This window comes from Flavobacterium sp. (genome assembly GCF_043760115.1).
Lineage (GTDB): Bacteria > Bacteroidota > Bacteroidia > Flavobacteriales > Flavobacteriaceae > Flavobacterium.
On the sequence record NZ_JAYUPK010000137.1, the window covers coordinates 1 to 14,503 of the forward strand.

Sequence of the window (14,503 nt, forward strand, 5' to 3'; positions counted from 1 at the left end):
CCTTGATGTTCCAGAAGTTATTGCTGATAAAAACTCAATTTCACTGTACCCAAATCCAACCAAAAACACAATTTCAATTCATTTACCAGAAAGTGGCAACTACGAAGTTCAAGATATTTCTATTGTTAATTTACTTGGTCAAAATGTAATTAAAAATGTAAAAAATAATAAAAACATTGATGTAAGTTCTTTACAAAAAGGAATTTATATCGTAGTATTAAAAACTAACAATGGTGATTGGAATGTAAAGTTTGTGAAGGAGTAAAAAAAAATTTGAAATAAAATAATTATGAAAAAATTACTTACCTTTTTTTTTGTATATCACTTCACTGCATTAAGTTTACAAGCCCAAAAAGAACTTTGGGGTGTATCAATTCAAACAAATGGAGACGTTCAAGGTAATATTGTGAAATTTGATATGAATGGCGAAAATGCAATTACAACTCATCATTTTAATTTTCCAACAGGAAAATTACCGTCTAGTAAACTTTTTTTAGCCAGTAATGGCAAACTGTATGGAACGACAACTTATGGCGGAATTGGTAGCTCAAACGCTGGCTTTGAGCAAGATGGATACGGTGTACTTTATGAATACAATTTAAATTTAGATACTTATAGAGTAGTACATTATTTTAATTATCTATCATCAATTAATTTTAGTATAAATCCAACCAGTGGGTTAATCGAACCTATAACTGGCAAACTTTATGGTGGTACTAAAAGTGGTTCAATTTATGTTTATGATATTGCGACCGAAACTGTTACTACACTTAGTCATAATTATTCATTTGTGGCTATGGGTGGTATTAACAGCGATTTAATCAAGGCGACCAATGGTTTTGTTTATGCAGTTTCTGGAGTATCTTTTCCTTGTGTTGGAGTTGCAGATCCTCAACCTAATAGAGGAACTGTTATAAAAATAAATATAAATACAAATACAGCACAAAGAGTTGCAAGTTTTGCTTGTGTTGGTACAAATGGTGAAGGTTCAAGTGGTACTTTAGTGGAAACTTTACCAAATAGAATTATTTTTTGTAGTAGTGCAGGTTATCAATCTTTACCTGTTGAAGGTTTTGTTTTTCCTGCAGGTACAATTGTCGAATTTAACACATTAACAAATGAACTTACTCGCAAATTTACATTTGACGTTTTCAATTCTTTAGGATTTAATCCAAGTTCTTTTGTTAAAGGAGAAAATGGTAATTTATATGGGGTTTGTGGTAATGGTGGTGATACTTTTAGAAATCCTTATACCACTGGGATATTAAACAAAACAGGAACTATGTTTGAGTACAATCCAACAACAAATACTATTTTTAAACTAACAGAATTTTTAACATTTCAAAATTTACCTCAAACAATTATTAAGTTAACTACTGGTGAGTTAGTGGGTAATCTTGGTAATGGTAGTATATTTAAATATAACATCAATTCTAATACATTACATTTTCCAGATTTAGCAACTTATAGTGATTTTCCAAATCAATTTTCAACTCGAAACCTAATAGAAATCTGTCGAAAACCATCCTATCAAGAATTCATTCCCAACACATTTACTCCTTGTGTAAACACACCATTTACCTACAATATTAACAATACCAACGCCACAAACTATGTATGGAAAAAAGATGGTGTAATTGTGCCGTTACAAACCACAGGAATATTAACTATTAACAATCTTATAGCATCAGATACAGGAATTTATACTTGTACCATGACAAACGAATGTGGTACAACCACAACAATGAACTTAAATATTAATGTAAATTGCCTTGATGTTCCTGAAGTTATTGCTGATAAAAACAGTATTTCATTATACCCAAATCCTACCAAAAATACAATTTCAATTCATTTACCAGAAAGTGGCAACTACGAAGTTCAAGATATTTCTATTGTTAATTTACTTGGTCAAACAGTAATTAAAAATATAAAAAATAATAAAAACATTGATGTAAGTTCTTTACAAAAAGGAATTTATATCGTAGTATTAAAAACTAACAATGGTGATTGGAATGGCAAGTTTGTTAAAGAGTAATGAATGAAAATTATTAATTTTAAATTTTTAAAAATTGAATATAATCATAAATAATCTGTGAAAATCTGAGATATCTGTGAAAAAAAATTTATTTAAAAATATTTAAAGGAAGTTTTACCGTAAATGTAGTTCCTTTATTTAGTTGGGTTTCATAATTTATGGTTCCGTTCATTAATTGTACTAAACTTGAAACTATTGATAAACCTAAACCTAAACCGTCTATTTTTTTAGACGTATGTAGTTTTTTAAAACTTTGGTAGACTTCAAATTTTTCTTTTACTTCAAATCCGCTTCCTGTGTCTGAAACTTCAAAGGATAAAGTTGCGATTTCTGAATTTAAATTTTCTTGAATTATTTTTAGTTTAATTGCTCCAGTTTTTGTGAATTTTATAGAATTGTCAATTAAATTTATTAGAATTTGAGTAATTCTGCTTTTGTCTCCAACTAAACTTTCTGGAATTCTTGCATCAGTTTCAACTGTAAAACTTAATTTTTTTTCTGTTGCTTTTGGTTTGCAAATAGTGTCTAAATGATTAACCAATTCAGAAATTGAAAATGGTTTATTGATAATAGACATTTGCCCCGATTCTATTTTGGATAAATCTAATAAATCTTCTACAAGTCGATAAATGTGATTATTGGTTTCTTTTATTGTGGTTACATATTCTTTTTGAACTTCTGTAAGTTCTGTTCTTTCCAACATTGAAACAAAAAAATTGGTTCCCCAAATTGGTGTTTTTAAATCGTGAGAAACATTGGCAAGAAATTTATCTTTAAATATTTTTTCGGCTTGTAATTCTCTGTTTTTTAATTCTGTTTGATGAAAATTTATAACCGATTCGTTTTTTTCTTGTGCAATACTTTGAAAATGATTGTAATAATAGGTAAAATCTATAAAAATTAAAAATGGATTTTTATCTATTGAACCTGAGTTAAAAATTACTTCTACCGTTTTTTTCTTGGTTTTATACTCAATATGAATTCCGTTAAAAATAGTTTCCACATTATCTTCAAGCAACATAGAATCTACAATGTAAAAAAATGGATGAAAATCTTGTATATTTGATTTCAGTTCAATTTGAAACAAAATATCGTCAGATTCTATAATTTTTCCTTGTTTGTCTAGAACAATTATTTGCGTTTTAGATCGTAAATAATCGTCTCTGAGTTGTTCAATTTTCATAATACTTCTTTTCCTAATTCTAAAAATAATTCTTCAACTGTTTCTCCAGTTTTGGCGCTTGTAATAAAATCTAATTTTATTTCAAAAATATTGAGTTGTTTTTGAAAACTTGCAACATCTATTAAATCCATTTTATTGGCAACAGAAAGTATTTTACTTTTAGGGAAAGTGGTTTTTAAAAAATTATATTCTTTATGAAAATTTTGATAAGTTTGAATTCTTGTTGGATCAATTACATAAATAAAACCAGAAGTTCCAATTAAATAAGCGGGTCTAATTTTTTCTAAATCGTCTTTTCCTTCAATATCCCAAATTACCAAGGTTAGTTCTTCATTATTGATTTTCACTATTTTTTTAGAAATATGAACGCCAATGGTTACCATATAATTATCTGAAAATTCGTTTAAAACAAATCTTTTTATAAGCGAAGATTTACCAACGCCAAAGTGTCCAACTAAAACAATTTTTTTAGTATTACTCATTATCTTTTAAAAATTGATTTAGTTTTTCTGTGATGTACGATTTATTTTCTAAATCAGATTTTATGTATTTGGATGCAAAATCAAATAAATTATTTTCTAAATCGCTTTTAAAAACGCCATTAATTCCTCCAGAAATTACTACAGCAAAATAATAGGAAGTAAAATTTTGAAGGTAAATTTCAAACAATTCATATTGAATTAATTCTAAACTTTGTTGCTCTTTTTTGTAAGCATCTTCTACAAAACTTTTAATTGCGGTTAACATTCCTGCAATCATATCTTCATCAATACTTTCCTCTTTAGAAGCACTTGCAATAATTAATCCTGAACCAGATTCTATAACAAAAATTTGTTCAATTTTAGCTTCATTTAGTTCAGATAAAATAATTTCTTTTTCGGAAACGCCACTAAACATTGATTTAAATTTTCGTTTTAATCCTTTTATAGAAAAAGTGTTTTGAATTTGATTATTTATATTGTCAGATAAAATTTTCATTTCTTGCTGAATGTATTTTTTAATCATTTTACCCATTACAGGAAACAATGCATCAACTACTTTATCTTGAGATTTCATTAAAGTTTCTGCAATTACTGAACCTAATTTATCTGGAATTTCTTCTACAAATGTGTGTAGTTTTTCGTCAATAATTGGGTTTACTTTTTCTGAAAGTTTTTCTTGTATGTTAACGGTTTGTTCAAGTGAATCTAATTTTTCTAAAATTTTGTGCGCAAAATCCCTATCCTCATTAAGAAGAAGTTCTTTGAGCTGCACTAATTTTTCAGAATCGTTCATAATAAAAGAATTAGTCTTTCATTATCTTTTCACCAAGTGATACTAGTAAAGTTCCTAGTAAATTTCTATCTACTTTTTTATGATTTAACTCATCAGTCTTATCGTTAAAATGGTTTTCTAAATCGGTAATTCTAATGTTTAAATCAGTTGCAAGATTATCAATTGTAACATTCAATTCCTTGCGAGTATCATCTATTAAATGTTCTAATTCTTCTTTTCTTTTTTCAATATGATTTTTTAACGATTGAAAATCTTGATCTATTTGTTGAATATTTTCGCCAAATATCAAGTTCTTAATCGCTTCCAATCTTTGAGCAGATTCTGATGTATTGTTTGGAATAACATCTGTTTCTTTAGGTTGATTTTTAGACATAACTTGAGTAGTGTTTTAATAAATTGAATACAAATTTAACAATTTTTTTAAAAAATCAATACTTTTTAATAATTTTGAATAAATTGGTAAGAATTTATTGCTTAGATGCCATCATAAATTCCTCTGCTTTTTCAACCATATTATAACTTCCGCAGAAAAAAGGAACACGTTGATGCAGTTCATTTGGTTCAATTTCCATAATTCTGGTATAGCCATCACTTGCTTTTCCTCCAGCTTGTTCTGCAATAAATGCCATCGGATTACATTCATATAATAAACGTAATTTTCCGTTGGGCGATTTAGAACTTGTAGGATAAATATAAATACCACCTTTTATCATATTTCTATGAATATCAGACACTAAACTTCCAATATATCTTGATGTGTATGGTCTGTCACCTTCTTCTAGTTGACAATATTTTAAGTAATTTTTCACTCCTTGCGGAAAATGAACATAATTTCCTTCGTTAATAGAATAAATAATTCCATCTTTAGAAAATTGCATATTAGGATGCGAAAGATAAAAAGTTCCAATTGCCGGATTTAATGTAAAACCATTCACGCCATGACCAGTTGTGTAAACCAACATTGTAGAAGTTCCATAAATAACATAACCTGCTGCAACTTGATGAATTCCTTTTTGCAAAAAATCTTCGCTTTGTACTGGAGTTCCAATTGGCGTTACACGTCTGTAAACCGAAAAAATAGTTCCAACAGAAACATTAACATCAATATTAGATGAACCATCAAGTGGATCCATTAATACTACATATTTATTGTTATGAGATTTATCGCTTCCGGCAACGGTTATAAAATCATCATTTTCTTCAGATGCTATTCCGCATACAATTTCTCTATTAATAAGTGTTTGAATAAAAACTTCATTAGCATAAACATCTAGCTTTTGTTGATCTTCACCTTGAATATTTTGTTCTCCAGCAGCGCCAACAATATCTACCAATCCAGCTTTGTTTACTTTATAATTTACCACTTTCGCGGCTAATCTAATTGAATTTATAATTCTAGATAATTCTCCAGAAGAATATTGAAAAGCGTTTTGGTTTTCTATGATAAATTCGCCAAGAGTTGTATTGCGTGTTTCCATTACGAAATCGTTGTAGTTATTTTGCAAATATCGTTTTTTTTATTAAAAATTAGATGTTAAATAGTAAAATTTCAACTACATTAAATTGAGAAACTTATTTTATCTTTGCTACTCAAATGTTTAATAAAATTAAAGATGAAAATTAAATCAGTTATTATAGTTGCATTACTTTTTGCAATGCCTTTTTGCAACGTAAATGCTCAAATAAATCTTGGCGAAAAAGCTCTTGGCGCAGTTCAAAATGGAATTGCAGGATTTACATTTAGTGATGAAGATGCTGCAAAACTATCATTAGAAGCAGTAAGAAAAATGGATTCTACCAATGTTGTTGCTGGTCCAAAGGATGGATACGCAATACGATTGAATAAAATTTTTGGAAAACATAAAAATGAAAACGGATTAACATTAAATTATAAAGTTTATTTGACCAAAGATGTTAATGCATTTGCAACAGCTGACGGTAGCGTTAGAGTTTTTTCTGGACTAATGGATATTATGGATGACAATCAATTGCTTGCTGTTATTGGTCACGAAATAGGTCATGTTGCCAATAAAGATACAAAAGATGCTATGAAAGCAGCTTACAAAAAAGCAGCATTAATTGGAGCAATAAGTTCACAATCTGATAAAGTTGCAAAAGTTACAGACAGTCAATTAGGACAAATTGGAAACGCAATGTTAGATAGCAAACACAGCAGAAAACAAGAAACAGAAGCAGATAATTTTTCGTACGATTTTATGAAACGAAATGGTTATGATGTAAACGCAGTTGAAGCTGCATTTAGAATTTTGGCGGATATGAGTGGCAATGCACAATCTAATTTTTTAACTCAAATGATGAGTTCGCATCCAGATCCAAAAGATAGAGCAGACAAAGCTAAAGCTAAAGCTGAAACGGATGGATTGTATAAAGTTTATGTTCAAAAACCAATTGTGAACAAAACAGTTGCAACTCCTAAAAAAGTGGTTAAAAAGAAGAAAAAGTAAGTAAATTGTTTTAAATAAATTAGCTTCTACAATAACCTAAAGTAACAATTTTAAATATAAAATTATATTCTTAATTAATTATTAAGTGAATGAAAATTAATAAAATCGTCATAAAAGATTGGCTAAATTTTAAACCTTACAACTCACATTCTAAAGTAGATATTCAATTTTTAGCTGTAGCAAATCAATTAAATACTGTTTTACAAGAAATTTCATTTTTAAAAAGTGAATTGGGTTATGTTGAGACAGACTTAAAAGAGTTATCAATTTTTTTAACATGTTACTTAGAAGATTTAGTGTCGGATACAAACATTTGGAATACATTTATTTCTATTCACAAAGAACAATATAAAAAAGAACTTCCTTTTTATAACCTAAAATATTATACAACAGGAGAAGTTAATAAAGTTGATATACAATTCTTGATTTGGTATTTTTTTAATTTAAAAATGCCCGAACGATTTTTAAGTCCTTATGATGAGTATTTAGATATAATTGCAATACAAGTATTTGAAATTTTGGATTATGAATATGAATATGTTGAAGAAAATTATCAATTAAACAACTATTTTGCATTTAATGATAATTCAGATTATTATGAAACTAGACGACATATTCAAAAAATTCTTTTTGAAAGTTATTTATTTAAAATTGATGCCGAAAAAAAGTTAAAACAAGAAATTGCTAAAAATTTAAAAGATATAACAAATGATGATACTTTTAAAACTAGAATCATAAACTCTGTTACAGATGAGTTAACAATTTCAAATTGTACAAAATTACTAGCATTAACAGGTAAAGAGTGGTTGGCAGAAAATCTAGGTAAAAAAAATAAATTGTATACTACAATAAAAAATACTTCCAAGAAAATTTCAAGTTGGTTTTTATACAAAGGTGAAAATGAAAAGTACTATCACTTTCAACACATTGCATCAGATGTACTATTTAATTTAACTAAAGAAAGCTTTTCTGTAAAATACGAATTGTCTGATGATTATATTTATTATATAGAAATGATTAATTGGAACAATGAATGGACATTTTCGGGAATTACATTTAATAAAAAGTTTGATGCAAATTTAATTTTAGATGAAAAAAATGATATGGTTAATATTAGAATTGGAAATCAATTTAGAAAAAACGAAAAAGAAAAAATTGCCAATGTTTTAAAAAACCAACAAACTATATTTATTAAACTTTTTAAATCTCTTATTGTATTTGTTTCTGGTGATAATCTTCAAGCTACATTAGATAGTTTTATGAATTATCATAACACAAGTCTATCAAAATCAGAAGAAGAAGCTCAAAATAAAAAAAATGAATCTAAAAAAAATTTAATAAAAAAAGGTTATTTTGGAGAAGACAACAATTTAGGAAACATTCAAAATGGTAATTTTGTAATATTTTTTAATCCAATATCAGGTATTGAATTGTATAACAATATTTGTGATATTTTTCCAGATAAAGAAAATCCTTTTTATAAAGGTGAAAATGTAAATAATATTAAAATGTTTCTTTTTAATGATCAATATTCTAAAGAAATATCAAATTATTTTATTGATAATTATGCCAGAAAACTAGACTTTTTTAAAAATGGAACTGGAAAAAAATATTTATCAGATTTTGATTTTTTACTACGTTTTTGGAAAACAAATAAATATAATGCTGAACCTACCATTACTTTAATATGATAATTCGCAAAGCAACACAAAATGATATGCCTAAAGTTCTTGAATTAATTCAAGAATTAGCCATATTTGAAAAAGAACCAACAGCAGTTGTAATAACTGTAAATGATTTAATTAAGGATGGTTTTGGAGAGAACAAGTTGTTTCATACTTTTGTTGCCACAGTTGAAAATGAAGTTATTGGCATAGCACTTTACTATTACAGATATTCTACTTGGAAAGGCAAAACCATTCATCTTGAAGATTTAATTGTAAAAGAAAATTGTCGTGGAACAGGCGCCGGATTTGCTTTATACAGCGAAATAATTCGTCAAGGAAAACGCGATAACGTAAGAAGAATTGAGTGGAATGTTCTAGATTGGAACACATCAGCAATAGATTTTTACATAAAAACTGGTGCAAAAATTCTAACCGATTGGGATGTTGTGCAAATGGATGAAAATGGAATTGATGCTTTTTTAAATAATATCAATCTTAATTCTTAATACTAAAGTCTTAATACTTATATAATGAGAGTTTTTAAATTTGGTGGCGCATCAGTAAAAGATGCTAATGGAATAAAAAATGTTTTAAATGTTTTAAAAACAGTTGGTTACGAAGATTTATTAATTGTAATTTCTGCAATGGGAAAAACAACCAATGCATTAGAAATTGTAATTAAAAATTATTTCGATAAATCAAATGAACTAAATTCTTCTTTGCAAGATGTAAAAAAGTACCATAATCAAATACTTTTAGATTTATTTGACGATGAAAACCACGACGTATTTTTTGCAGTAAACAGTCATTTTGCCGATTTAGAATATTTTATCAGAAGTAATAAATCTCCTAATTATAATTTTGTTTACGATCAAGTTGTTAGTTATGGAGAACTAGTTTCTACAACAATTGTAAGTCATTATTTAAATTCGCAAGCAATAAAAAATAATTGGTTAGACGTTAGAAATTTCATAAAAACAGACACAACTTACAGAGATGCACTTGTAGATTGGGATGCAACTCAAAAATTAATTTCTAAAAATGTAAAAAAGAAAACCGTAAATATTACACAAGGTTTTCTTGGTTCTGACAATAATAGTTTTACAACAACACTTGGTAGAGAAGGTTCAGATTATACAGCTGCAATTTTTGCCTATTGTTTAAATGCAGAAAGTGTAACGATTTGGAAAGACGTTCCAGGTGTTTTAAATGCCGATCCAAGATATTTTGAAAATGCAGTTTTGTTAAACCAAATTTCCTATCGCGAAGCAATAGAATTAGCGTTTTATGGAGCAACAGTAATTCATCCAAAAACCTTGCAGCCATTACAAAAAAAAGAAATTCCGTTGTTTGTAAAATCATTTATAAATCCATTACTTCCTGGAACTTCTGTATCTAAAGGAAAAGATTTAGAACCACAAACGGCTTGTTTTATTGTAAAGAAAAATCAGTTACTTATTTCACTTTCGTCAATAGATTTTTCTTTTATAATGGAAGAAAACATCAGTGAAATTTTTAGTTTGTTTCATCAATTTAAGATGAAAGTTAGTTTAATTCAAAATTCTGCTATAAGTTTTTCAGTATGTTTAGAAGATAAATTTGGTAATTTCAATGAACTGAAAACCATACTTTCTAAGAAATTTAAAGTTTCTTATAATGAAAATGTTTCCTTATACACAATTAGACATTTTAATGAGGAATCAGCGCAACTAGTTGAAAATAATAAGGTTGTTTTGTTAAAACAGATTTCTCGTGAGACTATGCAGGTTGTTACTAAAGAGTAAAATAAGATTTATGTAAAATAAATTTACTATTTTTATAAAAAAAATTTAAAATGAAAATAAAAGATTTAAAAAAATATTCAACTGCTGAAAAAATTGCACTTGCTGAGGAGTTATGGGATAGTGTTGGAAAAAAAGATATTGAACTTTCTCAAGAAATCAAAAATGAATTAGACATTCGACTTAAAAATCTAGAAGAAGGTAAAACTGAGCTTTATACTTGGAATGAAGTTAAAAATCATTTGAAGCAAAACAGAAAATGAATGTAATTTTAATTACAAAAGAAGCGTTGTTAGATATTGATGAAATTATGCTTTGGTATGAAGAAATAAGAGAAGGACTATCTTTTGATTTCGAGCTATGTTTAGAAGTCGGAATTAATGAAATTCAAAGAATTCCATCATCATTTCAAAAAAGACATAAAAATGTAAAAATTAGATTTATTAATAGATTTCCATATGGTATACATTACGTTACTAGTGAAGAAAATATTTCAATTATAGGTATAATTCATACATCTCGTTCACCTACAACTTGGTCAAAAAGAACAAACTTGTAAAGTGTAAATACTACTTTTGACATTTATCACGTTATATATCATATGTTGAAAAATAGTTTTTTATGGATTTTATTGTTTTGTTTTTCGAGCATTTTTGCTCAAGAAATAGAAACGTCCTATAAAAATAAAAAAATTGCATTTTCTAAAGACACTATTTCCATAGATAACGTTAGTATCAATAAATCATTTTTTAAATTAGTAGATAAAAATGGCTTTGCAATTGACACTTCGTTTTATAAAATTGATTTTGCCAAAGCAAAACTATTATTTAAAAATAATTATTCTTCCTTAGACTCAATTTCCATTAGGTATTTAAAATTTCCAGAATTTCTTACCAAAACCTATTCTATTTATGATGAAAGTCGCGTAGTGCCAAACGAAGCAGGAAGTTTGTACAAAATAAAAAAAGATAATTTAAAAACTTACAAACCATTTGATGGATTAAATACTTCTGGAAGTATAACTCGTGGAATTACCGTTGGAAACAATCAAAATTCTACAGTAAATTCCAATCTTGATTTACAAATTACAGGTAAAATATCAGATAAAATTTCGCTTCGTGCTTCTATTCAAGACAGTAATATTCCGCTTCAAGATGGCGGTTATTCTCAAAAGTTGGACGAATTTGATCAAATATTTATAGAATTATTTTCTAACAAATGGAACATTCGTGCAGGCGATTTATTTCTAGAAAACAGACAATCACAGTTTTTAAATTTCAATAAAAAAGTACAAGGTTTATCAACACGATTTCAGCTTGGAACACCAGAAAATAAAACAGAAATCTTTGCATCTGGTGCTTTAGTTCGTGGTCAATATGCTAAAAGTAGTTTTACAGGACAAGAAGGAAATCAAGGTCCATATAAATTAAGAGGAACTAATGGCGAGTTGTTTGTGCTTGTAATTTCTGGTTCAGAACGTGTTTTTGTAAACGGAATTCTTCTTAAACGAGGCGAAAGCAATGATTATATTATAGATTATAACGCTGGCGAAATTATTTTTACTTCATTATTTCCAATAACTTCCGAAATGCGAATCGTAATTGAATATCAGTTTTCCGATAGAAATTTTACGCGTTTTGTAACTTATGGTGGCGCAACGCATCAAGCTGAAAAATGGTCTGTTGGCGGATTTTTATATTCAGAAAACGATGTAAAAAATCAACCATTACAACAAAATTTGTCTACAGAACAAGTTGAAATTCTAAAAAATGCAGGTGATAATACTGCTTTGATGAATGCACCTTCTGCATATATAGATTCGTATTCAGATAATAAAATTTTATATAAAAAAATCCTTATTGGAACTTTAGAAGTTTTTGAATTTTCTAATATTGAAACTGATGTTTTATTCAATGTAAAGTTTTCGCTTGTAGGAAATAATCTAGGAAATTACATTATATCCAACAATAACACGGTTGGAAAAATATTCGAATATGTTGCGCCAATTGCTGGAATTCCTCAAGGAAATTACGAACCAATATCAAGATTAATTGCGCCAACTAAAATTCAAATTGCCACTTTTTTAGGAAAATACAATCCGTCAGAAAAAACTTCTGTCGATTTTGAACTTGGTGTTTCCAACAACGATTTAAATTTATATTCAACAATTAACGACAACAACAATAAAGGAATTGCCACAAAAATTAATGGAAAACAACGAATTTTTACAGGTAAATTTAATCTTGATGCGTTCGCAAATTATCAATTAATTCAAGAAAATTTTAAAACCATAGAACGATTATTTACTATAGAGTTTAATCGCGATTGGAATTTAACAACTATTTCTGGAAATCAAAGTTTGATAGTTTCAGGTTTAAATTTCGATTTTAAGGAAAAAGGAAATGCAAAATACCAATTGGAAAAACTAGATTTTTCTAATAATTTTTCAGGAACACGACATATAATTCAAGGTGTTTACAAGCAAAAAAACCTTGTAGTTAATCAAAACAGCAGTTATTTAAAAAGTTCTGGAACAATTTCTAAAACCACATTTTTAAGAAATCAAACACTAGCCAAATACAATTTTAAGAAAAATTGGGTTGGTTCCTCTTTTAGATTAGAAGACAATCAAGAAAAACTAGTTGCTACCAATCAATTGTCAACATTAAGTCAGCGATTTTCAGAAATTGGCGCATTTGTTGGTCGTGGCGACAGTACAAAAGTGTATGCAGAATTGGGTTATTTTCATCGAAACAATGACAGTCTACAAAACGGATTTTTAAAACGTGTAAACACATCAAATTCTTATTATTTAAAGTCCAAATTAATTCAAACTCAAAAAACCAATTTATCACTTTTTATAAATTATAGAAGATTAAATTTTACAGATGCAAATCGCCCAACCGAACCTTCTTTAAATTCTAGATTGTTATATAATGACAATTTTTTCTCGCAATTAATTCAATCAACCACAGCTTATGAAACCGCTTCTGGCACAATTGCACAACAAGAGTTTACCTATCTCGAAGTAAATCCAGGTCAAGGCGTTTACACTTGGAACGACTATAATAGCAACTCAATTCAAGAATTACAAGAGTTTGAAATTGCGCCATTTCCAGATCAAGCCAAGTATGTTAGAGTGTTTTTACCCAACCAAATATTCTTAAAAACGCATCAAAATAAATTCTCACAATCCATAACATTAAGCCCAACAAAATGGATAAACGAAAAAGGATTTAAAAAATACCTGTCCTATTTTTACAACCAAACATCGTTTTCATTAGACAGAAAAATAGAACGTAATTCAGACAATTTCAACCTAAATCCGTTTGAAACCACAACCGAAAATCTACTCGGATTAAATACTAATTTTCGAAATAGTTTGTTTTATAATCGAGGCAAACAGCAGCATTCGGTAACCTATAATTTTCTAAACAGCAGAGTCAAAAACCTATTGTCTATTGGTTCTCAAGAAAATACTTCAAGTTCCAATCAACTACAATATGCGCATTTGTATCACAAAAGTTGGTTGTTCAATTTCAATACATCAACCACAAATTCCTCAAGTATTTCAGACAACTATGCCAGTCGAAATTTCGAATTAAACAGTTTTTCAATCGAACCTAAAGTTTCCTATTTGTTTACAAAAAACACCAGTTTGGCACTTTTTTACGAATTTCAAAATAAAGAAAACACCATAAACGATAAAGAAAAACTTAGCCAACAACGAGTAGGAATGAATTTTACCTATTCAAGTGAGCAGAAATTTACTATAAATGGCGAGTTTTCATTATTCAATAATGATTTTAAAGGTAGCCAACTTTCGCCAGTAGCTTTTCAAATGTTAGAAGGTTTGCAAGCTGGTAAAAACAGTACTTGGCGACTACTTTTGCAAAAAAACCTTACACAATATCTCGACATCAACATCAATTATCAAGGTCGAAAATCAGACACAAGTCAAACCGTCCACACAGGAAACGTACAGTTGCGCGCCTTTTTTTAATCTGAACTTGTTTCAGATTCTCATCAAAAGTTTTTATTTTTTCAGTAGCAATTGGCTTGGGCTTTATCAATCTACCATTTTCCTGCTGTGCATT

General features: G+C 28.2%; 14 protein-coding genes. 9 read left to right on the forward strand and 5 right to left on the reverse strand.

The features are described 5' to 3' along the window. Both ACH2BC_RS11525 and ACH2BC_RS11530 read left to right on the forward strand, forming a co-directional pair. Window positions 1-265, forward strand: a 265-nt coding sequence (locus tag ACH2BC_RS11525; protein ID WP_395054151.1) for a T9SS type A sorting domain-containing protein, incomplete at its 5' end; no start/stop codon positions are given. Window positions 266-289: 24 nt separating this feature from the next. After that, the gene (locus ACH2BC_RS11530) at window positions 290-2,035 is read left to right on the forward strand and encodes a T9SS type A sorting domain-containing protein (RefSeq protein ID WP_395054152.1); all 1,746 of its coding nucleotides are present in this window, start codon (window positions 290-292) and stop codon (window positions 2,033-2,035) included. A gap of 88 nt (window positions 2,036-2,123) precedes the next feature. Here ACH2BC_RS11530 and ACH2BC_RS11535 read toward each other — a convergent pair whose 3' ends face one another. The 5 genes from ACH2BC_RS11535 to fbp all read right to left on the reverse strand — a co-directional run bounded on the left by ACH2BC_RS11535 (window position 2,124) and on the right by fbp (window position 5,971). Further along, window positions 2,124-3,218 carry a sensor histidine kinase gene (locus ACH2BC_RS11535; RefSeq protein ID WP_395054153.1) on the reverse strand — a complete coding sequence of 365 codons (1,095 nt, stop codon included), beginning with the start codon at window positions 3,216-3,218 and terminating at the stop codon, window positions 2,124-2,126. Continuing rightward, entirely contained in the window at window positions 3,215-3,700 is a 486-nt protein-coding gene (locus ACH2BC_RS11540) for a Rab family GTPase (protein WP_395054154.1), read from the reverse strand. Before ACH2BC_RS11540 ends, ACH2BC_RS11535 begins: the two co-directional genes overlap by 4 nt. Beyond that, a complete protein-coding gene (locus tag ACH2BC_RS11545; protein WP_395054155.1) occupies window positions 3,693-4,493 on the reverse strand; it encodes a cell envelope biogenesis protein OmpA in 801 nt (266 codons plus the stop codon). Before ACH2BC_RS11545 ends, ACH2BC_RS11540 begins: the two co-directional genes overlap by 8 nt. A 10-nt stretch (window positions 4,494-4,503) precedes the next feature. Then, entirely contained in the window at window positions 4,504-4,866 is a 363-nt protein-coding gene (locus ACH2BC_RS11550; RefSeq protein WP_395054156.1) for a fructose 1,6-bisphosphatase, read from the reverse strand. A 94-nt stretch (window positions 4,867-4,960) separates the two neighbouring features. After that, window positions 4,961-5,971 (reverse strand): class 1 fructose-bisphosphatase, encoded by a 1,011-nt coding sequence (fbp, locus tag ACH2BC_RS11555; protein ID WP_395054157.1) that lies wholly within the window; start codon window positions 5,969-5,971, stop codon window positions 4,961-4,963. Between the two features lie 135 nt (window positions 5,972-6,106). Here fbp and ACH2BC_RS11560 point away from each other — a divergent pair, with 135 nt between their 5' ends. The 7 genes from ACH2BC_RS11560 (at window position 6,107) to ACH2BC_RS11590 (ending at window position 14,409) form a co-directional block, all read left to right on the forward strand. Then, entirely contained in the window at window positions 6,107-6,958 is an 852-nt protein-coding gene (locus tag ACH2BC_RS11560) for a M48 family metalloprotease (protein ID WP_395054158.1), read from the forward strand. An 89-nt stretch (window positions 6,959-7,047) separates the two neighbouring features. Then, window positions 7,048-8,649 carry a DUF3843 family protein gene (locus tag ACH2BC_RS11565; RefSeq protein WP_395054159.1) on the forward strand — a complete coding sequence of 534 codons (1,602 nt, stop codon included), beginning with the start codon at window positions 7,048-7,050 and terminating at the stop codon, window positions 8,647-8,649. Beyond that, window positions 8,646-9,131: a GNAT family N-acetyltransferase gene (locus ACH2BC_RS11570; RefSeq protein ID WP_395054160.1), complete on the forward strand. Its 486-nt coding sequence runs from the start codon at window positions 8,646-8,648 to the stop codon at window positions 9,129-9,131. The genes ACH2BC_RS11565 and ACH2BC_RS11570 overlap by 4 nt, the downstream gene beginning before the upstream one ends. A gap of 24 nt (window positions 9,132-9,155) precedes the next feature. After that, window positions 9,156-10,409, forward strand: a complete 1,254-nt coding sequence (locus ACH2BC_RS11575; protein WP_395054161.1) for an aspartate kinase — start codon at window positions 9,156-9,158, stop codon at window positions 10,407-10,409. 50 nt (window positions 10,410-10,459) lie between these two features. After that, a complete protein-coding gene (locus tag ACH2BC_RS11580; RefSeq protein ID WP_395054162.1) occupies window positions 10,460-10,669 on the forward strand; it encodes an addiction module protein in 210 nt (69 codons plus the stop codon). Beyond that, entirely contained in the window at window positions 10,666-10,965 is a 300-nt protein-coding gene (locus ACH2BC_RS11585) for a hypothetical protein (protein WP_395054163.1), read from the forward strand. Before ACH2BC_RS11580 ends, ACH2BC_RS11585 begins: the two co-directional genes overlap by 4 nt. Window positions 10,966-11,007: 42 nt before the next feature. Next, window positions 11,008-14,409: a hypothetical protein gene (locus ACH2BC_RS11590; protein ID WP_395054164.1), complete on the forward strand. Its 3,402-nt coding sequence runs from the start codon at window positions 11,008-11,010 to the stop codon at window positions 14,407-14,409. The last annotated feature ends 94 nt before the right edge of the window (window positions 14,410-14,503 follow it).